Annotated in this window: 19 protein-coding genes; 12 read left to right on the forward strand and 7 right to left on the reverse strand. The window is 70.4% G+C overall.

Translation table 11 applies throughout. The features are described 5' to 3' along the window. Positions 1 to 14 precede the first annotated feature (14 nt). The 3 genes from ACI1V7_RS22820 to ACI1V7_RS22830 all read right to left on the reverse strand — a co-directional run bounded on the left by ACI1V7_RS22820 (position 15) and on the right by ACI1V7_RS22830 (position 5,207). Positions 15 to 596, reverse strand: coding sequence for a hypothetical protein (locus ACI1V7_RS22820; protein WP_404534206.1), 582 nt, complete (start codon positions 594 to 596; stop codon positions 15 to 17). Further along, positions 583 to 1,929 (reverse strand): hypothetical protein, encoded by a 1,347-nt coding sequence (locus tag ACI1V7_RS22825; protein ID WP_404534207.1) that lies wholly within the window; start codon positions 1,927 to 1,929, stop codon positions 583 to 585. Before ACI1V7_RS22825 ends, ACI1V7_RS22820 begins: the two co-directional genes overlap by 14 nt. A gap of 107 nt (positions 1,930 to 2,036) precedes the next feature. Next, on the reverse strand, positions 2,037 to 5,207 hold the full coding sequence (locus ACI1V7_RS22830) for a penicillin-binding transpeptidase domain-containing protein (RefSeq protein WP_404534208.1): 3,171 nt from the start codon (positions 5,205 to 5,207) through the stop codon (positions 2,037 to 2,039). 163 nt (positions 5,208 to 5,370) lie between these two features. Between ACI1V7_RS22830 and ACI1V7_RS22835 the strand changes: the two genes are divergently transcribed. The 5 genes from ACI1V7_RS22835 to ACI1V7_RS22855 all read left to right on the forward strand — a co-directional run bounded on the left by ACI1V7_RS22835 (position 5,371) and on the right by ACI1V7_RS22855 (position 9,537). Next, the gene (locus ACI1V7_RS22835; protein WP_404534209.1) at positions 5,371 to 5,928 is read left to right on the forward strand and encodes a hypothetical protein; all 558 of its coding nucleotides are present in this window, start codon (positions 5,371 to 5,373) and stop codon (positions 5,926 to 5,928) included. An 86-nt stretch (positions 5,929 to 6,014) separates the two neighbouring features. Continuing rightward, positions 6,015 to 6,704, forward strand: coding sequence for a ribonuclease HI family protein (locus ACI1V7_RS22840; protein WP_404534210.1), 690 nt, complete (start codon positions 6,015 to 6,017; stop codon positions 6,702 to 6,704). Next, on the forward strand, positions 6,694 to 7,341 hold the full coding sequence (locus ACI1V7_RS22845) for an HD domain-containing protein (RefSeq protein ID WP_404534211.1): 648 nt from the start codon (positions 6,694 to 6,696) through the stop codon (positions 7,339 to 7,341). Before ACI1V7_RS22840 ends, ACI1V7_RS22845 begins: the two co-directional genes overlap by 11 nt. A gap of 73 nt (positions 7,342 to 7,414) precedes the next feature. Next, positions 7,415 to 8,641, forward strand: a complete 1,227-nt coding sequence (locus ACI1V7_RS22850; protein WP_404534212.1) for a TCR/Tet family MFS transporter — start codon at positions 7,415 to 7,417, stop codon at positions 8,639 to 8,641. After that, complete coding sequence (locus ACI1V7_RS22855; RefSeq protein WP_404534213.1) at positions 8,638 to 9,537, forward strand: EamA family transporter; 900 nt, start codon at positions 8,638 to 8,640, stop codon at positions 9,535 to 9,537. The genes ACI1V7_RS22850 and ACI1V7_RS22855 overlap by 4 nt, the downstream gene beginning before the upstream one ends. Here the strand turns inward: ACI1V7_RS22855 and ACI1V7_RS22860 are convergent. Next, a complete protein-coding gene (locus tag ACI1V7_RS22860) occupies positions 9,534 to 11,780 on the reverse strand; it encodes a TonB-dependent receptor plug domain-containing protein (protein WP_404534214.1) in 2,247 nt (748 codons plus the stop codon). The genes ACI1V7_RS22855 and ACI1V7_RS22860 overlap by 4 nt on opposite strands. 182 nt (positions 11,781 to 11,962) lie before the next feature. Between ACI1V7_RS22860 and asd the strand changes: the two genes are divergently transcribed. Then, on the forward strand, positions 11,963 to 12,814 hold the full coding sequence (gene asd / locus ACI1V7_RS22865) for an archaetidylserine decarboxylase (RefSeq protein WP_404534215.1): 852 nt from the start codon (positions 11,963 to 11,965) through the stop codon (positions 12,812 to 12,814). Positions 12,815 to 12,929: 115 nt separating this feature from the next. Here asd and ACI1V7_RS22870 read toward each other — a convergent pair whose 3' ends face one another. Then, complete coding sequence (locus ACI1V7_RS22870; protein ID WP_404534216.1) at positions 12,930 to 13,841, reverse strand: LysR family transcriptional regulator; 912 nt, start codon at positions 13,839 to 13,841, stop codon at positions 12,930 to 12,932. Positions 13,842 to 13,958: 117 nt separating this feature from the next. On the opposite strand from ACI1V7_RS22870, the gene ACI1V7_RS22875 reads away from it, so the two are divergent. The 3 genes from ACI1V7_RS22875 to ACI1V7_RS22885 all read left to right on the forward strand — a co-directional run bounded on the left by ACI1V7_RS22875 (position 13,959) and on the right by ACI1V7_RS22885 (position 16,092). Beyond that, the gene (locus ACI1V7_RS22875) at positions 13,959 to 14,549 is read left to right on the forward strand and encodes an FMN-dependent NADH-azoreductase (RefSeq protein ID WP_404534217.1); all 591 of its coding nucleotides are present in this window, start codon (positions 13,959 to 13,961) and stop codon (positions 14,547 to 14,549) included. Positions 14,550 to 14,610: 61 nt separating this feature from the next. Continuing rightward, the gene (locus ACI1V7_RS22880; protein ID WP_404534218.1) at positions 14,611 to 15,486 is read left to right on the forward strand and encodes a pirin family protein; all 876 of its coding nucleotides are present in this window, start codon (positions 14,611 to 14,613) and stop codon (positions 15,484 to 15,486) included. A gap of 126 nt (positions 15,487 to 15,612) precedes the next feature. Next, positions 15,613 to 16,092: a hypothetical protein gene (locus ACI1V7_RS22885; protein ID WP_404534592.1), complete on the forward strand. Its 480-nt coding sequence runs from the start codon at positions 15,613 to 15,615 to the stop codon at positions 16,090 to 16,092. A 12-nt stretch (positions 16,093 to 16,104) separates the two neighbouring features. Here ACI1V7_RS22885 and ACI1V7_RS22890 read toward each other — a convergent pair whose 3' ends face one another. Continuing rightward, the gene (locus ACI1V7_RS22890) at positions 16,105 to 16,689 is read right to left on the reverse strand and encodes a hypothetical protein (protein ID WP_404534219.1); all 585 of its coding nucleotides are present in this window, start codon (positions 16,687 to 16,689) and stop codon (positions 16,105 to 16,107) included. A 225-nt stretch (positions 16,690 to 16,914) separates the two neighbouring features. On the opposite strand from ACI1V7_RS22890, the gene ACI1V7_RS22895 reads away from it, so the two are divergent. Further along, the gene (locus ACI1V7_RS22895; RefSeq protein ID WP_404534220.1) at positions 16,915 to 17,889 is read left to right on the forward strand and encodes a succinylglutamate desuccinylase/aspartoacylase family protein; all 975 of its coding nucleotides are present in this window, start codon (positions 16,915 to 16,917) and stop codon (positions 17,887 to 17,889) included. 17 nt (positions 17,890 to 17,906) lie between these two features. Here the strand turns inward: ACI1V7_RS22895 and ACI1V7_RS22900 are convergent, their stop codons facing one another. Further along, the gene (locus tag ACI1V7_RS22900; protein WP_404534221.1) at positions 17,907 to 18,047 is read right to left on the reverse strand and encodes a hypothetical protein; all 141 of its coding nucleotides are present in this window, start codon (positions 18,045 to 18,047) and stop codon (positions 17,907 to 17,909) included. A 171-nt stretch (positions 18,048 to 18,218) separates the two neighbouring features. Here ACI1V7_RS22900 and ACI1V7_RS22905 point away from each other — a divergent pair, with 171 nt between their 5' ends. Beyond that, a complete protein-coding gene (locus ACI1V7_RS22905) occupies positions 18,219 to 18,710 on the forward strand; it encodes a type II secretion system protein (protein ID WP_404534222.1) in 492 nt (163 codons plus the stop codon). A 178-nt stretch (positions 18,711 to 18,888) separates the two neighbouring features. Next, positions 18,889 to 21,552, forward strand: coding sequence for an aminopeptidase N (gene pepN / locus ACI1V7_RS22910; RefSeq protein ID WP_404534223.1), 2,664 nt, complete (start codon positions 18,889 to 18,891; stop codon positions 21,550 to 21,552). The last annotated feature ends 93 nt before the right edge of the window (positions 21,553 to 21,645 follow it).

Below are 21,645 nucleotides of genomic sequence, written 5' to 3' on the forward strand. Positions count from 1 at the left end.
GTGTCCTCATGGTCTCAAGCGGGAGCGACGGAAAACGCCGCGCCGTGTTCCTGCAGGTGGCCGGACGGGGTGCCGGCGAACGGCCAGTCGGCCTCGCATTCGCCGTCGGCATCCAGGCAGCCTTCCAGCAGCGTGTGGCCGGCGCCGTCCAGCACCCGCAGCGGCGCGCGCTCGGCCAGCAACGCGCCGGCGAACGGCGCCTGCGGGGCCAGCTGCAAAATCGCACGCCAGCCGGCGCCGCCATCGGGCACCAGGTGCAGCGTCCACCAGCCGTCGTCCGTGTGCAACTGCAGCTTGCCGCCCCCGCCGCTGCCCGTTCCCGTACTGGCGGCGCGCAGCATGCCGCGGCTGCCGTGCCAGCGCACGGGCGCCTGGCGCGCACGCCGCTCCAGCGCCAGGTGGCGCAGCCGGCGCGTTGTCAGGGGCGATGCCTGCAGCGCCGCCCGTTCGCCTGCCGTCAGGGGACGGCTGCCGTCCAGCGCCGCGGCCAGCGTCGCGTCGTCCAGCACCAGCCGGTCGCCGTCGACGCGGCGTCCCAGCAGCAGGCTTTCCTCCAGCCTGCGCGTCGTCGGTAATCCCTTGCTATCCATGCGCATCCGCCTCCTCCTGTACCTCGTTCGCCATCGACCGGCCCAGCGCCGCCTCCAGCCGCGAGATGGCGGCGTCGCGCCGCTTGCGCAGCGTCGGCAGCGATACCCGGGCCAGCGCTGCCAGCTGCTGCATGGTCGGCAACTCGCCCGTGGCCGGATCGCGCCAGCCGTCCGGATAGGACTCGTCGCCCGGCCCCAGCAATTTCGCATACACGGCCAGCCGTACCGGCACGCCGTCCTGCGCCAGCAGGCGCTCGGCCGGGCCGAGCGCGCCGGCCGGCTGGCCCGCCGCTTCCATGAAGCCGGGGGGCAGTGAAACGGAGAGCGCCAGGGCCGGCCAGGCCGGGTCGGGAGCCGTGCCGGGGGACAAAGCGTCCGCCGGGTCGGCGTCGTCCGCGGACTCCGGCTCGCCCGCGTCCAGCGCATCCTGGGCCGCTTCGAGGATGCGGTCCGGGCCGGGCGTCGCGGACTCCTGCGATTCCTGGATCACGCGCCAGTAATCTTCCACCCAGACGGAGGCGTCGTCCAGGTCCTGCAGCCAATCCTGGTCGCGGTTCGCCGACAAGGCCTCGTAGTCGCCGATCTCGCGCAACATGGCGCCGATCTTGTCGGGACTCGTCTTCAGGCTGGCGAAGCGCTTGGAGCGGGTATGCAGGGGTCCGGGGGCGCCGCCGAATTCCTGCAGCGTCGCGCTCCAGCGCAGGATCCACTCGGGCCGGCAGTCGCCGATGGAGCGCAGCTGGCGTACCTCGATGGGCGCGACGCCGGGCGGGACGTCGCGGCCCAGGATGGCGCCGACCTGGCCGCGGTGCTGCTCCCAGCCGGCGAACAGGCGCGCCAGTTCGCCGTAGGCCGTGTCCAGCATCCGGTAGGCATACATGCGGTTCGGGCTGCACGCGCGGCCGCAGGCGGCCTGGTAATTGTCGGCGTCGACCTTGTCGCGCAGCTGCGCATACATGTCGTTCACTTTCTTGCGCAGCAGGCCCTCGCCGGCCGGGCCCCAGAACGCGGGGTCGCGGGCGGTTTCACCCGCCACGGCCGCGCAGAACGCGTCCCAGTCGGCCTGCCGTGCCTGCAGTTCGAACAGCAGGTCCGTGGCCAGCTCCAGCACGCTGTCGCCGTAACCGTTGCCGGCAGCCTGGGCGCGGGCGCTCCCCCGCGATGCGTGCAGTTGCACGCCGGCCGCCTCCACGTAATCGTCCAGCAGGGCGGCGCGCGCAGCGGGGTCGAGCAGGCGCGCCGGATCGCAGCCGCGCAAGGCGGCCAGCGAACACTGCCCCAGCAGCTTGCGCACTTCTTCCCAACCAGGTTCCTGGTACCGGGTGCCCGGCAAACGCATACTTCCCTCTTCGATGTGCCGGCGCGGGCGCCGGCCTGGCTGACTTGCGTGAATCCTTTCACTAAATCATGCCACACAAACACATCGTCGAGGCGCGCAGCAGACGCTTATTTACCCGTCAATTTGTCCTTATGGCCCCGTTGCGCCATCCAGCGCAGCACCGATGCGGCCACCGGCGCCGCATGCCCGCCGCCCGTGCCGTCGGAACGGCTGACGAAGACGGCGACGGCCAGGCGGTGCGGCTGGTCCGGCAGGCTGCCGGGTTCGAGCCAGCCCGTGAACCAGACCGTGGCGAGGTCCCCGTCGCCGATGGGGGCCGTGCCCGTCTTGCCGGACAGGCCGCGGCGCACGCCTTCCAGCCCGGCGCCGCGGAAGGCGCCCGACGCGGTGCCGGCGTCCACGACACCCTTCATGCCGGCGCGGATGCGGTCCAGGCGCACGCCCAGCTCCGCCCCCTTGCGCGGCGCCGCCGCCTGGCCGTCGAGCTCCGCCAGCAGGCGCGGCACCACGGCGCGGCCCTGGCCGACGGCGCCGGCGACGAGGGCCATCTGCAGCGGCGTGGCCTGCATGCGCAGCCCGATGGCCATCTGGCGCAGCTCGTGGCGGGTGTGCACGGGGTCGATGCCGGCCGCGCTGGCCTGCAGCGCATCCCAGGCCGACCAGCGGTATTCCGGCGGCAGCAGGCCGCCATCCAGGCGCAGCGCCGTGCCGAAGCCCAGCCGGCGCGCCATGGCGACGATGGGACGGACGTCGTCCAGGCTGTCCGCCTGCAGCGGCTGCAGGTCCGGCGCGCCGCCGTCCGGCTTGCCGAGCAGGCTGCGGTCGGACAGCTCGCCGGTCCAGGCGAACCAGGTGTTCAGGCTGTAGGTCAGCGCCTGGGACAGCCCCAGGCGGCCGTCCTGGGCGCGCCGGTCGAGGCCCTGGTCGCGGAAGTTCGTGATCTTCGCGCCCCGGTCGAGCGGATAGAAGGGGGCATCGGTGCGGAAGGCGTAGCCGCGGCGCGCTGCCAGGGCATTGATGGCGGACAGCGGCATCCCGTCCAGCAGCCCATCCAGCTCGCGGTCGCGCCGGGCCGCCAGCTCCAGGCCGAGCGCGCTGACGATCTTGAACGTCGAGCCGGGACTGCGTTCGGCACCGCCGTCGTGCTGCCAGGCGGGCAGCCGCAGCGGGCTCGCGGCGGGGTCGATGCGGTCGAAGTCGCGCGCCTCGCGCCAGTTGCCGGCATCGACGCGGCCGTTGCCGGCGCCGGCCGCGGCCAGGATATCGCCCGTTTCCGTGTCCAGCACGACGATGCCGGCCTGGCGCCCGGCCGGCACCGCGCCGGCGCCGCTGCACGCGCTGCCGTCCCAGTGGCCGCCGCGCAGCCCGATGCAGTCCAGCGCGGCCTGGCTTGCCTGCTGCAGGTCCAGGTCGAGCGTCAGGCGGGCCGCGTGGCGCGGGCCGCGCAGGCGTCCCAGCATGCCGGCCACGCCGCCGTCCTGGCCCGCGTGCGCGCCCAGCAGCGTGGCCAGGCCCGCGTCGCGCGCCGCATCCACGGGCGCGCCGGCGCGCCACAGGGGCCGGCCGTTGCGGTCGGCCAGCGCCACGTCGGCCGTCGCGGGCCGCGCCGTCCCGGCGCCGATGGGCAGCGTCTGCCACGCCAGGCGGCCATCCTTGACGGCCAGGTGACGGTAGCGCGCGTCGCCCGGCGTCGCCAGCGCGTCCATGCCGAGCGGTGCGACGTCCAGCACGATCTCGCGGCTGCCCGCCTGCGGCACCAGGTCCAGCACCTGCACCTCGTCCGGCTGGCGGCAGGCGCGCCCGTCGCACGCGGCCAGCGGGGCACCGCGCAGCTGCGCGCCCTGCACGCCCAGCAGGCGGCCGGCCAGCATCAGGCGCACCGATTGCCCGCTTGGCGCCTGCAGGCGCAGGCGCGCGCCGCCGCCCGCCGCCGGCCAGGACGCGATGCGCTGCCACGGCGCCCAGCCTTGCGGCAGGCGCGCGAACAGGCGGGCGGCCGCCGCCGGCATGTCGTCGGCCAGCGGCACGGGCATGGCGTCGCCGCGCGCCGCGTCGACCCAGGCCTCCGCACGGGCGGCGAGCGGCTGGCCGGCGCTCGTGCGCCATGCCAGCAGGCGCCGTTCGCCGTTGAAGATGCGTACCTGTTCGCGCACGTAGGCGCCGTCGGCGCGGCGGTACAGCTGTTCCAGCAGGCGCTTCGCCTCGTCGTCGACGGTGACGCCTTCCCACGCCTTCGGGTCCAGCGTGCGCCAGGCGGCAAGGTCCGGCGGCGCCAGCTCGGCCAGTCCGCCGGCGCCGAGGCGCACGAGGCCGCGCGCGCTCAGGCGCTCGAACAGCTGCTGGTCTTCGCGCGCCGCGGGGACGGCGGCCGGGACGCGCCAGTCGCCGGGCGCGAGCCAGGTCTCGAGGGAATCGCCGGCGGCGGGCAAGGCGGCCACCAGCGCGCGCGCCGGCACCGCTTCCGGCGCGGCCGGGCGATACAGCTGGAACGTGATCTCGCCGGCGGTCGGGCAGCTGCGACTGGCATGGCGCGCGATGCGCAGCGCGCGGTCGCCCCACAGCAGCCAGCCGCCCGCGCCCAGTGTCGCTTCTCCAGTCGGCGTGCTGGCCAGGGGCGCGCCGCCGCCCAGCCACTGCGCCGCCTGGCCTTCCCAGCGCAGCGCCAGGCCGCGCGCGCCCGGCTGGCGGAAGTCCGGCGCGGCCCAGCCGTCGACGACGATGCGCGGCATGGCATCGGCGGCCAGGACGATGTTGCGCAGCGCGACGGGGCTGGCTGCGGCCGCGTTGCGCGCCGCCAGGGCCGCCACGTCGTCGAAGCGCCAGCCGGCGCGCAGGGCCAGCAGCCGCCCGGGGCGCGACGGATCGAGCATTTGCGTGCACAGGTCGATGCGCTGGGCCGGCTCGGCGCGCATGCCGGACAGGATCAGCAGCGCCGTGCCGCCATGGACCTGGACCTGCACGCCCGCGTGCTCCGGCACCGTGAAGGCGGCACCCGGCAGCAGGGGCTGGAAGGCAGCCAGGCGCGCATCGCCTTCGGCCGCCGCGCCGGCGGCGCCCGCAAGCCAGCGCGCATGCAGGGCGATGACGACGGCACCGGCGACGGCCAGCACGGCGCAGCCGGCCGTCAGCCAACCCAGGGGCGACGGCAACGCCAGGCGCCAGCCCCGGTGCGGGCGGAGCGTGGCGGGAGCACTCCCGCGCGCCCCCGCGCGCAGGTTGCGCGCGCGCCGCCAGCGCGTCCGGTTGGCCGCCAGGGCCTCGACTACCGCTCCGATCATCCGTCCTCTCCCCGTGCATGTTTCCTGTCCCTAGCCGAGGGGTGCCGAAAACGTCGGCCGAACAAAGTCGTATCAGATGTAAGTAGTTGCTTCAACAGGCTTTTTTCACTGCGGACCACGCTATAGTGAAGCCATCGGAATCCCGGTTTTTTTGGAGACAGACATGAAACCCTTCGCACTCGCCGCCCTGATCGCCGTTGGCGCCATCGCCGCCCCGCTCCCCTCGCTGGCCCAGGCCAATGTCAGCCTGTTCGTCTCGACGGCGCCCCCGCCGCCGCTGTACGAGGTCGTGCCGGCCCCGCGCCACGGCTACGTCTGGGCGCCCGGCCACTGGGAGTGGAACGGCCATCGTCACGTATGGTCGCGCGGCGTGTGGGTCGTCGAGCGCCCGGGCTATGCCTACAGCGCGCCGGTCTGGTACCAGTCGCGCGGCGGCTGGGCAATGCGCCCGGCGGCGTGTACGCCCTACGGCCCGGACCGCGACCGCGACGGCGTGCCGGACCGCTTCGAACGCCGCTACGACGGCCCGCGCTACGGCTACGACCGTCCGGGCTACCGCGACCGCGATCGTGATGGCGTCCCCGACCGCTTCGAGCGCCCCCACCGCGGCCGCTACGACGAGGACCGCGACGGCATCCCGAACCGCTACGACCGCGATCGCGACGGCGACGGCGTCCCGAACCGCTACGATCACCGCCCGGACAATGCCTGGCGGCGCTGAGCTGCCGCCGGTCTCCACGACAAAGCGCCTCCGGGCGCTTTTTTGCTTTCAGGCGGCACGGCGCCAAAATCGGGTATCCTCCCGGCATGAATGACGTAGTCGACGAACAGGACCTGCTGCAAGCCGCTTACAAGAGCGAGCGCACGGCCAGCCGCCGCCTGGCGCGCGCGCACGGCCTCAGCGAAGCGGAAGCGCTGCGGCGCACGCTGGTGGCGAGCGCCGGCCAGGCCGGCCTGCCTGCCCTGCTGGCGGACCGCGCGCTGCTGCGCGCCCGCGACGCCGAACGCGCCTCGGCGCGGATCGCGCTGCGCGCCGCCGCCAAGGCAAGGCGGGACGCCCGGCATGCGGGCCGGCCGACGGCCTGGCGCGCGTGGTTCGACGGCTCCGCGCGGCCGAATCCGGGCCGCTGTGGCATCGGCGCGCTGTTGACGGGACCGGGCGGATTCTCCGTCGAGATCGCGCGCGACGTCGGCCATGGCAACAGCAGCGAAGCGGAATACGCGGCGCTGGTCGCCGTGCTCGAAGCGGCGCTGGCCCATGGCGCGGCCGACCTCACCGTCTACGGCGACAGCCGCGTCGTGATCGACGACGTCGCGGCGCCAGACGCCATGGCTGCACCCGTGCTGGCCCCCTGGCGCACCCGGGCGCAAGCCCTGCTGGCGCGCCTGCCGCAGGCCACGCTGCGCTGGGTGCCTCGCCACAAGAACCTCGATGCCGACGCGCTGTCGCAGCGCGCGCTCGAACGCACCCTCACGATGGAACCCGATGCAGACTGAACTCGATACCTGGCAGCCGCGCCTGGCCGCCATCGCCAGGAGCGCCGCCGGCGACGACGGCGCCCATGACGCCAGCCACCTGGAGCGCGTGCGCCGCAATGCCGAGTCGATCATGGAACACCATCCGGAAGCCGACCGCCTCGTCGTGCTGGCGGCCTGCTACCTGCACGACCTCGTCAACCTGGAAAAGAACGACCCGCGCCGCGCCCAGGCCTCCACGCTGTCGGCCGACCTGGCGCGCCGCCTGCTGGCCGACCAGGGCTTCCCGGCCGACCGGCTCGACGCCGTCGCCCACGCGATCGCCGCCCACAGTTTTTCGGCGGCCATTCCAGCCGAGACGCTGGAAGCGCAGATCGTGCAGGATGCCGACCGCCTGGACGGCCTGGGTGCGGTCGGCCTGGCGCGCATGTTCTACATCGCCGGGCGGATGGGCAGCAGCCTGGCGCACGACGGCGATCCGCTCGCGTGCGACCGCCCGCTGGACGACAAGCGCTATGCGCTCGACCACATCCCCGTCAAGCTCGCGCTGTTGCCGGGCATGATGCAGACGGCCGCGGGGCGCGCCCTGGCGGAGGCGCGGCTGGCACTGCTGGAAGACTTCCGGGCGACGTTCGCCGCCGAGTGGCGCGGCAGCTGATCGCCGCCGGGTTGTGATGTCTTTGTAGCAATCAGTGCTACCATGGGAGTCCCTCTTCCGCGAGCAGCCTCCCATGACCAGCAGCGCGACCCTGGCCAAGCCGCCGGCCGGCAACCTGAACTTCGTCCTGATCTGCGTGTTCGTCGACATGCTTGGCATCGGCCTGATCGTGCCCGTGCTGCCGGCCCTCGTCGGCGATTACGTGCAGGGGCGCGAACAACAGGCGCTGTGGTACGGCGTGATGGGCGCCGTGTTCGGGCTGATGCAGTTCCTGTGCATGCCCATGGTCGGCGCGCTCAGCGACCGCGTCGGACGCCGGCCCGTGCTGCTGTATTCGATGGCCGGCATGTGCATCAACTTCCTCAGCACGGCCTGGGCGCCGAGCCTGGCCTGGCTGTTCATTGGCCGCGTGATCGGCGGCGCGTCGTCCGCCAGCATGTCGGTGGCTTCCGCCTACGCGTCCGACGTCTCGACGCCGGAAACGCGCGCGAAAAGCTTCGGCAAGATCGGCGCCGCCTTCGGCCTGGGATTCGTGTGCGGGCCCGTGCTGGGCGGCCTGCTCGGCAACCAGGACCTGCACCTGCCCTTCTACGTGGCCGCGGCGCTGTCCGCCGCGAACTTCGTCTACGGCTGGGTGGCGGTACCGGAATCGCTGCCGCCCGAACGCCGCTCGGCCTTCGCCTGGGACCGCATCAATCCCTTCTCCGCGCTGCTGCGGCTCGTGCGCCGCACGGACATCCGCGCCCTGCTCGTGTGCTACACGCTGCTGCAGTTCGCCCAGATGATGCTGCAGTCGACCTGGGTGCTGTACACGACCTTCCGTTTCGCCTGGGGCCCGCGCGAGAACGGCCTGTCGCTGTTCTGCGTGGGCGTGTGCTCGATCGCCGTGCAGGCCGGCCTGCTGTCGCTGCTGATCCGCCGCTTCGGCGAGGTGCGCCTGACGCTGCTGGGCCTGGGCTCGGGCGCCATCACCTACCTGCTGTACGGCCTGGCCACGCGCGGCTGGATGATGTACGTGTTCATCCTGTGTAACGTGCTCGCGTTCGCGGCCGGCCCGGCGCTGCAGAGCATCCTGTCCAAGACCACCGAGGCCCGCGCGCAGGGCGAGCTGATGGGATCCCTGCAATCGATCGCCAGCCTGGGCCTGGTCCTGATGCCGCTGCTGGGCAGCGCCATCCTCGGCGCCGCCAGCCACCTGCCGCCGCAGGACTGGCGCGTCGGCGGCACCTTCTTCCTGTGCGCGGCGATGCAGGCCGCGGCGCTGCTCGCGGCGCGCCACCACTTCCGCGCCAGGACGTGAGCGCCGGCGCGATGCCGCCGTCCGTGCTGGGCGCCGTGCTCGGCGCCGCGCTGCTGCATGCGGGATGGAATGCGCTGCTGAAGCACCGCGAGGTCGACGCCAACAACGACGCCAGCACCGACTCCAACGCCGACTCCAACGCCGGCGACCCGCTCGTCGCCACGCTGCTCGTGGTCGCGGGCGCCGCCGGCTGCGCCGCCATCCTGCTGCCGTTCCTGGACGCGCCGTCGCCGGCCAGCTGGCCGTTCATCGCCGCCTCGAGTGTCCTGCAGTGCGCGTACTACCTGCTGCTGGCCGCGACCTACCGCGCGGGCGACGTCAGCCACGCCTACCCGCTGATGCGCGGCAGCGCGCCGCTGCTGGTGGCCTTCGTCAATGGTCCGCTGACGGGGGAACGCCTGGACGGCGCGCAATGGCTCGCCACTGGCCTGATCTGCGGCGGCGTGCTGGCCATGTGGCTGGGCGCGCGCGGCCGCGGACGGGCGACGGGCCTGGCCTTGCTGACGGCCTGCGTCATCGCCGCCTACACGCTGGTCGATGGCGCCGGCGTGCGGCGGTCCGGCGCGCCGGCGGCCTACACGCTGTGGATCTTCCTGTGCACGGGCCTGGCCGTGTGGCTGCTCGCGGCGCGCCGGCGGCTGCCCGCCCTGCTGGCGCAGGCACGCGCCCGGCCGCTGGTGGCGCCGCTGGGTGGCCTGGCATCGCTCGCCTCGTATGGGATCGCGCTGTGGGCGATGACGCGCGCGCCGGTGGCGGCGGTGGCCGCGCTGCGCGAAACGTCGATCCTGTTCGCCACGGCCATCGCCGCCTTCGTGCTGCGCGAACGGGTCGGTCGCGCGCGCGTGGCGGCGGCCTGCCTGATCGCCTGCGGGGCGGCGGCGATGCGGCTCGGCTAGAAGCGCATCTCCAGCGTCGCGCGCACGCTGCGGTGGCCCGGCTGCAGCGTACGCAGCGTCTGCGCACCCACGCCAGGGGTCAGGTAGCTGCCCGCGTTGATCCAGTCCTGGGCCAGCAGGTTGCTGCCGGCCACGCGCAGCTGCAGCTTCGGATCGAACTTCCACAGCGCGTACAGGTCGAGGTCGCGCCGCACCGACTGGTAGCTGTACTGGTTGACCGACACCCGCACCGGCCCGCCGTTCTTGAAGACGTAGGTGCCGCCCACCGTGAACGGGCCCTTCTTGTAGTCGGCGCCCAGCGTGGCGGACAGCGGGGTCTGGGCGTTCAGGCGGTTGTCCGGCCCCGGGACGGAGTCCACGTTCGACCAGTTGCGCGACAGGCTGGCGCGCAGGTCCAGCGCTTCCTTCGTGTCGATCACCGCCTTCAGCGGGAACTTCGCTTCCAGTTCCAGGCCGTAGGTACGGGCATTGCCGGCATTGGACGGCGTCGACACCCAGCGCGCGCCGTCGAACACGGTCAGGTTGCGCGTGTAGTCCTCGATGCGGCGCGTGGAACCGCTCACGGACAGCAGCGCGCCTTCGGCCCAGTAATGCTCGTAGGCTGCGTCGAAGCCCAGCGCCAGCTCGGGCTTCAGGTCCGGATTGCCGATCGAGTCGGGCTCGGTCTGGCTGTTGTTGACGGAGATGTTGCGGCTCGGGATCAGGCTGCCGAGGCCCGGCGCCTTGTAGGTGCGGGTGATGGCGAAGCGCACCTGGTCGCCCTTCGTGTCGGGCAGCTTGTACAGCGTCTGCATCAGCGGGCTCAGTACGGAAGAGCGCGAGTGGCCCACGCCGAACGATTCGCCCTCCGTGCGGATGCGGATGCCTTCCCAGCGCGCGCCCAGGTAGACGGACCAGCGCGGCGTGACGTTCCATTCGTCCTGGGCGTACACGGCCAGGCGCGCCAGCGAGGAATCGTAGTCCTCGATGCCGCCCGGGAGCGGCAGTTCCGGACGCAGGTAGTCGCTTTCGCGGCGCGCGTCGCCGCGGGTCGAGTAGCCGCCGTCCCAGCCGAAGGCCAGCGCGTGGCCTTCCCAGCGCGCGCTCGTGTACTTGCCCTGGCTGGAGGCGCCGCGCTCCACGCCGTCGTTCAGGATCCGGTCGTGCAGGTCGCCGACGGCCGGGTTGCCGTCGCCGTAGCGCCAGCTGTCGCTGGCCGTGTTCGCGAAGAAGGCGCTCGCCTTGGCATCCAGCTTGCCGCCCGAGGCGAACTTGTGGACCCAGTTCAGCTCCTCGCGGAAGAAGCGGTTGTCGTTGGCGATCGATTGCGCGTTGACGGGATATGCGGGCGGCCGGCCGGACACCGTGTCGACCGATTCGTCGTTGTGCTGGCTGAAATGCAGGATGTTGACGAAGGTCTGCGAGGTCAGCGTGTCGCCGTTCGCAAACGTCCAGTTCAGGCGCGGCCCCAGGTTGATGGCCGTGAACGTGCCCGGGCCGCGCTCCACGCCGAGGCGCAGGCCGGACCGGTTGCCGGCGGCGTCGAAGAATTCCTCCGTCGACGTGCTCTCGTTCATGAAGTGGCCGCGGAACAGGTTCAGGTTCACGGAGTAGGACAGTTGGCCGGCCTTGTCCGACAGCAGCGCGTTGACGCCGCGGTTCTGGCCGTTGGACGCGTACCCATAGTGCGTCTTCACCTCGCGCTGCGCCGTCTTGATCGTCTTCTTGAGGATGATGTTGATGGTGCCGGCGATCGACTGCGTCGAATACTCGGCGCTGGCCGCGCGCAGGACCTCGATGCGCTCGATCGAGTCCGGCGCCAGCGAATCCAGCGAAAAGCCGGCCGGCGCGCGTTCGCCGTTGAGCAGGATCTGGGTGTAGCCGGCGCCCAGGCCGCGCATGCGGATCTCGCTGCCGCGACCGCCGCTGCCGCTGACGGTCACGCCCGGTACGCGCTTCAGGACGTCGAACACGCTGGTGTCGCCGTACTTGGTGATCTCGTCGTGGTTGACGACGATCTTGCTGGCCGTGTCGTCGCGGCGCGGGTCGTAGGACTCGGCTGCGCCCTTCACTTCGACCGTCTGCATCTTCTCGGTCTTGCGCGGCTCCTGCGTCTTGCCTGCCTGCGTGCGGGTCACTGGCGCGGCGTCGGGCGCCCGGTCGGGTGCCGGTGCCGGCGCGGCCTGCTGGGCATGGGCGCAAAACGTGAGGGACAGCGCGGTGGCGAGCAGCGTCGGGCGGAACGGGAATGCGGTGGCAGGCATGGGAGAGTCGGGCGGGATCGTCGAAGTGGAAGCGGCGATATTGTGCTCGATCTTGCAATCTTTTTGTTGCTCTTACGAAAATAAATTTGATATGCATGTCCGGCCAGGGGGGCTGGTCGGCAAAACCATTCCCCCTCCCGCCCGTGCGGCTATAATGAACCGTCTTCCATCCGAGGTTTACCGTGTCCGATCGTCTGAAAGTCCTGCCCCAATACCTGCTGCCCAAGCAGCGCCTGACCTCCTTTGCCGGCCGCGTCGCGGGCGCCCAGGGCGGCACGATGACGACCCGTTTGATCCGCTGGTTCGTGGGTAAATACGGGGTCGACATGAACGAGGCCGAGAACCCGGACATCGCCAGCTACAAGAGCTTCAACGAATTCTTCACACGCCCGCTGAAGCCCGGCGTGCGCCCGCTCGCGCAGGCCGATTTCGTGTGCCCCGTGGATGGCGCGATCAGCCAGTTCGGCAGCATCGACGACCACCACATCCTGCAGGCCAAGGGCCACCGCTTCACGACGACGGAACTCGTGGGCGGCGACGCCACGCTGGCGGCGCAGTTCCGCCACGGCAGCTTCGCCAACCTGTACCTGTCGCCCAAGGATTACCATCGCCTACACATGCCCTGCGACGGCAAGCTGACGCGCATGATCTACGTGCCGGGCGCCCTGTTCTCCGTGAACCCGACGACGGCGCGCGGCGTGCCGAACCTGTTCGCCCGCAACGAGCGCGTCGTGTGCGTGTTCGAGTCGGCGGAGCACGGCCCGTTCGTGCTGGTGCTGGTGGGCGCGACGATCGTCGGCAGCATGGCCACGGTGTGGCACGGCGTCGTCAATCCGAAGCGCACCAACAAGGTGTCCGAATGGACGTATGCGGACCAGGACATCGTCCTCAAGAAAGGCGAGGAAATGGGCCGCTTCCTGCTCGGTTCGACCATCGTCATGCTGTTCCAGCAGGACACGATCGCCTTCAATGGCGACTGGGCGCCGGAACGCTCCGTGCGGCTGGGCGAGTTGATGGGCAACCGGCCGGCCTGAGCGACACAAGCACGTCGTCCCTGCGCAAGCGGGGACCCAATTTTCGACGCGCTGCGCTTACGCATGCAACCTTGGGCCCCTGCCTGCGCAGGGGCGACGGCGTTCTACCTGTGATTCAAGCGTCCTTCTCCCGGTCCTTGCAGAACATCTCTTCCAGCATGTCGAGGAATACCCGGGTCTTGGCCGGCATCAGCCGCCGTCCGGGGAACACGGCCCAGCCGGTCGCCGTCGGCAGTTCCCACTCCGGCAATACCCGCACCAGTTCCCCTTTCTTGACGTAGTCCGCCACGAACAGGTCCGAGCTGGCCGCGATGCCCGCGCCGCCGCGCGCCATGCGCGCCAGCAGCTCCGGCGAATTGGCCGTCAGGCGCGCGGGCAGCGCGCGCTCCCACTTCACCTTGCCGCGGGTGAGCACCCAGGGCATGGGACCGCCGCTGCGGCTCAGGATGCAGAGCAGGTCGTGGGCCAGCAGGTCGTCCGGCTGTTCCGGCAGGCCGCGCCGGGCGATGTAGCGCGGCGCCGCGTACAGGCCGAAGCGCTCGACGGCGATGCGGCGGGCGGCCAGCGTCGAATCCTCCGGCAGGTCGCCCATGCGGATCGCCACGTCGAAGTTCTCCGCCACCAGGTCCACGCGGCGCGGCGACAGGTCCAGTTCCAGCGACACGGCCGGATAGCGCTCGCAGAAGCGCGGGATGAGTTCCGTCATGCCGATGTTGGCGAAGTCGTTCGGGACCGACACGCGCAGCCTGCCGCTCGGTTCCGCCTGGCGGTGCTGGGCCAGGGCGCCTGCCGCCTCGACCTCCTCGGCCACCTTGCGCGCGTGTTCCAGCAGGCTGGTGCCGAATTCCGTCAGCATCAGCCGGCGCGTGGTCCGCTGCAGAAGGCGCTCGCCCACGCTGGCTTCGAGCAGCGCGATGCGGCGCGACACGGTCGACTTGGGCAGGTCCAGGCGCTGCGCCGCCATGCTGAAGCTCCCCGCTTCCACGATGCGGGCGAACAGCAGCAGGTCGTTCGGTTCGACGTCCATTATTGTTCCATCGGTTGAATAATGTTATCCATTCTACCGTCTTCCGTTCGTTATTTGGAACCGCTAAAGTGTCTCCATCGCAAGTCCAACCCACACCAACGACGAAGGGAAGAACACATGAACATCCTGCAAATCAACTCGAGCCAGCGCGCCACCGATTCGGAATCGACCCGCGTCGCCAAGCAGATCGTCGCCAAGCTGACCGCCGCCAACGCCGGTGCGCAAGTGACCGTGCGCGACCTCGGCGCGAATCCGCTGCCGCAACTGGATGGCGCCGCCCTGGGCGCGCTGTTCACCCCGGCCGAGAACCGCAGCGCCGCCCAGTCGGCACGCGTGGCGCAGGATGACGCCCTGATCGCCGAGATCCAGGCCGCCGACGTCGTCGTCATCGGCGCGCCGATGTACAACTTCGGCATGCCGAGCCAGCTGAAGTCGTGGTTCGACGCCATCTGCCGCGCCGGCACCACCTTCCGCTACACCGAGACCGGCCCGGAAGGCCTGCTGAAGGGCAAGAAGGTCTACGTCACGATCGCCCGCGGCGGCGTGTACCCGGCCGACGCCGACCCGCAAGTCCCGCACATCCGCATGCTGCTGAACTTCCTGGGCATGACCGACAGCACCTTCATCTACTCGGAAGGCCTGGCGATGGGTCCGGAAGCCGCGGCCAAGGGCCAGGCCACCGCCGACGCCGCCGTCGCCGCCATCTAAGCAAGCGCACCACCGCCGCCCGCACTCGTCCGGGCGGCGTTTTCCGAAGGAGACCGACATCATGACCCAGCAAGTGGCAACCCAGACCGTGACCAGGACGCGCGGCGTCGAGCGCGTGCTCGGCGGCCAGTTCGTGATGGACGGCGCGGGCGTCAAGATCAACCGCGTGCTGACGCAGCCGCTGCAGCGCCGCCTCGACCCGTTCCTGATGCTGGACGCCTTCGGCAGCGACAAGGCCGGCGACTACATCGCCGGCTTCCCCGAACACCCGCACCGCGGCTTCGAGACCGTGACCTACATGCTGACGGGGCGCATGCGCCACCGCGACAGCGCCGGCAACGAAGGCCTCGTCACCAACGGCGGCGTGCAATGGATGACGGCCGGCCGCGGCGTGATCCATTCCGAGATGCCGGAGCAGGAAGAAGGCCTGATGGAAGGCTTCCAGCTGTGGCTCAACCTGCCTGCCAAGGACAAGATGAGCGCGCCGTGGTACCGCGACATCCCGAACGGGGAAGTGCCGCGCTTCGCCCTGCCCTCCGGCGCCACCGTGCAGGTGATCGCCGGCAGCAGCCATGGCGTCGATGGCGCCGTGCAGCGCGACGGCACCCAGCCGCTGTACCTGGACATCGACCTGCCGGAAGGCGCGACCTTCGAGCAGCCGCTGCCGGCCGGGCACAACGCCTTCCTGTACGTTTTCCGCGGCGAAGCCGTGGTCGAGGGCAAGGGCGTGCCGCAGGCGCGCATGGCGATCCTCGACAATGCGCAAGGCGCCGACGGCGTGCGCATCAAGGCCGTCGCGCCGACCCGCCTGCTGCTCATCGCCGGGCGTCCGCTGAACGAGCCGATCGCCCAGTACGGCCCGTTCGTGATGAACACGCAGGCCGAGGTCTTCCAGGCCGTGGAAGACTTCCGCGCCGGCCGCTTCGCCGCCGCCTGAGGGGCGGCTCCCCCACCGTTTTCCGCGCGGGCGGGCGGTCCTTGCGGCCGCCCCCGCGCTCATGGCTTGCGGTGTCCTCTCTTGCGCTACACTACGCGGCATTCCAACGTAGCTCTCTTGTCCACGATGCCGCTGCTGCACGTCCTCTCGAACCTGCTCTCGCGCGCCAGCCGCGCCCTCGGCCTGGAAAGCGTCGACCGCTTCCCGCCCGGCCACCAGTACCCGCGCACGCGCTGGGACCGCGCCTACTTCGACATCGCCTCCGACCTCAAGGCCGACCAGATGGAAACGGCGATCTGCGACGCGATCGCCAACACGCCCAGCGTGTTCGCCTGGATCGAACACCCGACCCCGCGCATGCAGCGCACGCTCCTGGGCGTCATCCACGCGCGCCTGCGCCGCGGCGCCAGCGCACCGACGGACCTGGTCGCCATGCTGGTCGACGCCTACGACAGTCCGCACACGCCGGAAGCCCTGCCCAGCCTGCGCGCCGCCATCGCCTCGACGCAGGGCTACGACCCGTCGATGCGCGTGGCGCACCTGCAGGCGTACCTGCTGGACATGCCGGCGGCGTTCGACGTCATCGAGGCGCCGGGACGGCACTGAACCAACGGTCCGTCATGGTCGCGGACCCGCGACTCGAGTGCGCTGCTGCTCCACCCGCGCGCGGCACAACACCGCGAGCTCCGACATCCCGGGGCCGAGGGCTGCATCGTCCTCCGGATGGACCGCCGATTGCCTGATCCATGCGCGCCGGTAGTCGAACAGCCAGTGACGCTCGAAGAGTTCGATATCCTCGCCGGAGTCGGCGGCTGCGGAGCCATACACGGACACCCGACATGCCATGCCGCCGCCCAGGTCGGCGACCGCCGCCGAGTTGCCCTCGAAAGCGCCCAGCAGCAAGGCCAGCAGGGCCGCGGACACCCATGCCATGACACACAATCCTCCCAGCCCCAGCGCCACGGACCGCGGACGCATGGTGAAAACGAACAGCGTCAACAGCGCGGCCGCGCCGAAGGCCGCGACGACGGCAACCACATTCGCGCCATGGTGGGAGAACGTCCACCCCATCGCCGCGCCTGCCGCCACGATGGCCACGAGGAGCGCCTGGCCGAGGGCGCCCCGTACCATGGCCTTGTCCGCCGTGCTGCTGCCCGGCTTCAGCCACGCCAGGCAAGGGCACAATGCCGCGGCCGTTGCCACGCTGCCGAGGATCCTGCACGCACTATCAAGTAACATCCGAAGCCTTCCCCATGTCCCCCTGTCGAACCAGCATATCGCCCTGGACGGCTCCCTCGCACTCCGGGCCGCGCGGGCGACAGCGGGACCCAGCATAGCGAGGGCAAGACCGGCAAATACTCACACATTGTCATCCGGCCCCGAAGTTCCGCTAGAATTCCCGGATTCAATCCACGGAGAAGCCGCCGCATGAGCGCCGCCAGCCAGTACCAGTTCAAGTCCGTCAACTACACCGGCATGCAGCCGGGCCCGAAGGTCATCATCATGGGCGCGACCCATGGCAACGAAAAGTGCGGCACGATCGCGATCCGCCGCGTCATCGAGGACCTCGACAGCGGGCGCCTGCGCGTCGCGGCGGGCAGCGTGACCTTCGTGCCCATCGTGAACCCGCTCGCCTACGACAAGGACACCCGCTCGGGCGACCGCAACCTGAACCGCGACCTGTTCCCGAAGGCCGCGCCGCAGGATTTCGAGGACCACGTGGCCAACTGGCTGTGCCCCCTGCTGGCGCAGCACGACGTGCTGCTCGACCTGCACTCGTTCAATGCGGCGCACGGCGAGCCCTTCGTCATGGTCGGCCCGCTCGACAACGACGGCCCCATCGAACCGTTCACGCACATGCGCGAGGAGCGCGCGCTGGCCCGCGTGCTGGGCGTGCGCCGCTTCGTCACGGGCTGGATGGCGGCCTACGGCGGCGGCGTGCAGCGCCGTGCGCGCGGCAATGCGGTGGAACTGGAAACGGTGCTGCGCTATGGCGTGGGCACGACGGAATACATGCGCAGCACGGGCGGCTATGCGCTGACGCTGGAATGCGGCCAGCACCTCGATCCGCAGGCGCCGGAAGTGGCCTACCGCGCCATCATGAACACGCTGGCCCACCTGAAGATCGTCGATGCGCCGGCGCCGCAGCCGGTGCCGTTCGAGGAGATGGAAGCGTTGCAGATGGTCGTCGTGCACGACAAGCTGGACGCGGGTGACACGTTCAGCCGCGTCTGGGCGAGCTTCGATCCCGTCGAGGAAGGCGAACGGATCGGCACGCGCGCGGACGGCACGCCCGTGCTGGCCGAGTTCTCGGGCCGCATCCTGTTCCCGGACACCAACGCTGGCCCGAACCAGGAGTGGTACTACATGACACGCCGCAATCCCGACTTCGGCCGGGAATAAGCCCGGCCGGCGTCCGCTCAGGACCCGGCGAGCTTCAACTTGTCTTCCCTGTGCTGCTTGTACAGGAACAGGGCCGTCGCCGCCGAGGCGAGCAGCAGGATCACGCTCGCGGCGTCGACGCCGACATTCACGCGCACGTCTACTTTCACGTCTTTCATGGTTTTCCTTGAGTCATCTATCGGTGTCGCCGCCGGGCTGACCGGCCGCAGGATGACCCAAGCATAACCACGCACTTTTGCGCGTGCAAGCGAGCGTCCCCAATCGCGCGCCATTGCATTATTGCTAACAATACAATCGGGTCCAACGCTTCCATGAAGGATGAGGACCCGATGCACACCATCACCGTCAAGGGCACGCCGTCCGCGCAGTCAGGTTTCACGCTGATCGAACTGCTCGCCACGATCTCCGTCGTCGGCGTGCTTGCCGCCACGGCCCTGCCAGCCTATGCGCATCTGCAGTCCGATGCGCGCGCGGCCGTGCTGCAGTCGGCCCGGGCATCGCTGTCGACGGTCGCGCACACGGTTCATGCCCGGCACCTGGCCGATCCGCAATCGCGCGGCGAAGGCAGCGCGCTGCGGCTCGAATCCGCCACCGTCACCGTGCGCAACGGCTATCCGGCGGCCGACACCGGCCTGGCCGCCGCTGCCGGTCTCATGACGGAGGATGGAGAGTCGAACTGGCAGGTCGCGTCCGCCGAGGGGAAGGTCGTCGTCGCGCCGGCCGGCGTGCATGCCGTGGAGCGGTGCAACGTCACATACCAGCAAGCACCGGCGCCAGGCGTGGCCCCCACGATCGCCATCACGACGGCGGACTGCAGCTGACGCCCGACCGCATGCATATAGCCAGGGCGGCGCCGCGCAAAAAAACCGTTTCCATGCTGTCCGGATAGCGTTGCCCTCATGCTATTCTTGCGAACTTCCCAAGGGTGCGGCCACAAGCCGCGCCCATGTCGCTAATGCGCGCAACTAATGCCCGCAACTAACGCTCGCAAGGATCATCGTGAAACCCTTCGTCCCCCGCCTGATGTCGCTCGCCGTCGCTTCCGCGCTGGCACTCGCCTCCATCTCGATCGCCCACGCCGCCCCCGGGTCAACCGCCAAGGCAGCGCGCGCCGAGAATGCCTTCCTGTCGCAGGCCGATGCCGCGGCCCGCGCGGCGCGCGTGTCGAACGTCGACTACAAGCTGGACTTCACGCTGACGGGCAAGGAAACCTTTTCGGGCACGACCACGCTCGCCTTCGACCTGAAGGACACGGCGAGTCCGCTGACGGTGGACCTGGACAAGGCCACCATCACGTCGCTGACGGTGAACGGCAAGACAGTCACGCCGCAGTACAACGGCTGGTTCATCACGCTGGCGGCGAAGGACCTCGCCAAGGGCCGCAACACCGTCGTCGTCGCCTACGAGCGCAAGCACAGCACCAATGGCGAAGGCCTGCACCGCATGGTCGACCCCGTCGACGGCCGCGTCTACACCTACTCGCACTTCGAGCCGGCCGCAGCGCACCAGATGTTCCCCGTGTTCGACCAGCCGGACTTGAAGGCCACCTACACGGTCACCACCACGGCGCCGGCCGACTGGACCGTCGTGTCGACCACGCGCGAAACGAGGGTGGACACGGTGGGCGACGCCAAACGCTGGACCTTCAAGCAGACCAAGAAGCTGAGCCCCTACAACTTCTCGATGCACGCGGGCCCCTACAAGATCTGGGAAGACAACAGCGGCAAGTACCCGATGCGTCTGATGGCCCGCCAGTCCGTCGCCGCCCAGGTCAAGCCGGAAGAATGGTTCCGCTACACCAAGGCCGGACTGGCCTTCTTCGACGACTACTTCGGCATCCCCTACCAGTTCGAGAAATACGACCAGCTGCTGGTGCCGGACTTCCTGTACGGCGCGATGGAAAACGCGGGCGCCATCACCTTCGCCGAGGGCGGCTTCCTGTTCAAGGCCGACATGACGGCCGAGCAGCGCGCGCGCCTGGCCGGCGTCATCATGCACGAGATGGCGCACCAGTGGTTCGGCGACCTCGTCACCATGCAGTGGTGGAACGGCCTGTGGCTGAACGAGAGCTTCGCGTCCTTCATGGGCACCCTGGCGACGGCCGAGGCGACGGAATTCAAGGATGCCTGGCGCGCGTTCTACTCGCAGGGCAAGCAGGCCGCCTACGCGCAGGACCAGCGCGTGACCACGCACCCGATCGAGGTGCCGGTGCCGTCGACCGAGAACGCCTTCGACAATATCGATGCGATCACGTACTCGAAGGGCGCGTCGACGCTGATGCAGCTGCGCCACCTGCTGGGCGCGGACGTGTTCCGCAAAGGCGTCCACAACTACCTCGTCAAGTACCAGTACAAGAACGCGAAGCTGGACGACTTCATCGGCGCGCTGGGCCAGGCCGCCGGCCGCGACCTCTCGGGCTGGACGAAGGAATGGCTGTACCAGGCCGGCGTGAACACCATCGCCGCCAACTTCACCTGCGCGAACGGCAAGGTGACGTCCTTCTCCATCGAGCAGACGGCGCCGAGCAAGGCCCTGCCGACGCTGCGCGAGCAGCGCGTGCAGATCGCCACCTTCAAGCTGGACGGCAAGGAGGTCAAGCTGGACCGCACCGTCCCCGTGATCTACAAGGGCGGCAAGACGGCCGTGCCCGCGCTGGCGGGCGCCGCCTGCCCGGACCTGGTCTACCCGAACTACGGCGACTGGGGCTTCGTCAAGGTGCAGCTCGACGGGCGCTCGTTCGACACGGCGCGCGCCCACCTGGCGAAGGTCGACGACCCGCTGCTGCGCGCCATGCTGTGGCAGGCGCTGTGGGACGGCGTGCGCGACGCCAAGCTGCCGCTCAACGACTTCATCGCCACGGCCCTGAACAATGCGCCGCAGGAGAAGGATTACACGCTGCTGGGCGACATCACGGGCAAGATCGACGCAGCCAAGCGCTACCTGGACAATATCGACCCGAACGGCGCCTACACCCAGGCCGCCACGCGCCAGCTCGAGGACATGGCGTGGACGGCCATGGAGGCCAACAGCGCCGACGCCAACTTCCAGCGCCGCTGGCTGAGCACCTACCTGTCCGTGGCCAGCTCGCGTCCCGCGCTGGACCGCCTGGCCGCCCTGCTGGACGGCAAGCAGAAGGTGCAGGGCCTCACGGTCGACCAGGACCTGCGCTGGGCCATCATCAACCGCCTGAACCGCCACGACTATCCGGGCGCCGCCGCCCTCGTCGCGGCCGAGCAGGCGCGCGACAAGTCGGACACGGGCCAGGCCGCGGCGCTGGGCGCGACCGTCGTGCGTCCGGATCCCGCCGTCAAGGCCGAGTGGCTGGGCAAGATCCAGGACCTGCAGACCAAGCTGCAGTTCTCGCGCGTGCGCACGGCCATGGGCAATATGTACCCGGCCGGCCAGAACGCGCTGAGCGAGCCGACGGCCCAGCAGCGCCTGGACGGCCTGGCCGCGATCGACAAGGCCGCGGGCCCCGTGTTCATGCGTGCCTACGGCGCCTCGATGATCCCGGTCGGCTGCACGCCGGCCAGCGTCAAGCGCCTGCAGGCGGCCGCGGACTCCATGAAGGACCTGACGGCCGGCACGCGCCGCAACCTGCTCGACACGCTGCAGGAAGACCAGCGCTGCGTGGCGATCAGGCAGGCCATGACGGCGAAGTGACGCACGCATGAGCACCGGCGCCACCGCCATGTGGGACGGGTCGCGAGACACCGCCCGTAGGCGGCTGGCGCTGGGGTTCACCTGTGCCGTTCA

It is taken from the genome of Massilia paldalensis, from assembly GCF_044901715.1.
Taxonomy (GTDB): domain Bacteria; phylum Pseudomonadota; class Gammaproteobacteria; order Burkholderiales; family Burkholderiaceae_D; genus Telluria; species Telluria paldalensis.

Excerpts from the sequence above, each read along its gene's own strand:
- ACI1V7_RS22820 (WP_404534206.1), bottom strand. The coding sequence starts at position 596 with ATGCGCATGGATAGCAAGGGATTACCGACGACGCGCAGGCTGGAGGAA.
- ACI1V7_RS22825 (WP_404534207.1), bottom strand. The coding sequence starts at position 1,929 with ATGCGTTTGCCGGGCACCCGGTACCAGGAACCTGGTTGGGAAGAAGTG.
- ACI1V7_RS22830 (WP_404534208.1), bottom strand. The coding sequence starts at position 5,207 with ATGATCGGAGCGGTAGTCGAGGCCCTGGCGGCCAACCGGACGCGCTGG.
- ACI1V7_RS22835 (WP_404534209.1), top strand. The coding sequence starts at position 5,371 with ATGAAACCCTTCGCACTCGCCGCCCTGATCGCCGTTGGCGCCATCGCC.
- ACI1V7_RS22840 (WP_404534210.1), top strand. The coding sequence starts at position 6,015 with ATGAATGACGTAGTCGACGAACAGGACCTGCTGCAAGCCGCTTACAAG.
- ACI1V7_RS22845 (WP_404534211.1), top strand. The coding sequence starts at position 6,694 with ATGCAGACTGAACTCGATACCTGGCAGCCGCGCCTGGCCGCCATCGCC.
- ACI1V7_RS22850 (WP_404534212.1), top strand. The coding sequence starts at position 7,415 with ATGACCAGCAGCGCGACCCTGGCCAAGCCGCCGGCCGGCAACCTGAAC.
- ACI1V7_RS22860 (WP_404534214.1), bottom strand. The coding sequence starts at position 11,780 with ATGCCTGCCACCGCATTCCCGTTCCGCCCGACGCTGCTCGCCACCGCG.
- ACI1V7_RS22870 (WP_404534216.1), bottom strand. The coding sequence starts at position 13,841 with ATGGACGTCGAACCGAACGACCTGCTGCTGTTCGCCCGCATCGTGGAA.
- ACI1V7_RS22875 (WP_404534217.1), top strand. The coding sequence starts at position 13,959 with ATGAACATCCTGCAAATCAACTCGAGCCAGCGCGCCACCGATTCGGAA.
- ACI1V7_RS22880 (WP_404534218.1), top strand. The coding sequence starts at position 14,611 with ATGACCCAGCAAGTGGCAACCCAGACCGTGACCAGGACGCGCGGCGTC.
- ACI1V7_RS22885 (WP_404534592.1), top strand. The coding sequence starts at position 15,613 with ATGCCGCTGCTGCACGTCCTCTCGAACCTGCTCTCGCGCGCCAGCCGC.
- ACI1V7_RS22895 (WP_404534220.1), top strand. The coding sequence starts at position 16,915 with ATGAGCGCCGCCAGCCAGTACCAGTTCAAGTCCGTCAACTACACCGGC.
- ACI1V7_RS22900 (WP_404534221.1), bottom strand. The coding sequence starts at position 18,047 with ATGAAAGACGTGAAAGTAGACGTGCGCGTGAATGTCGGCGTCGACGCC.
- ACI1V7_RS22905 (WP_404534222.1), top strand. The coding sequence starts at position 18,219 with ATGCACACCATCACCGTCAAGGGCACGCCGTCCGCGCAGTCAGGTTTC.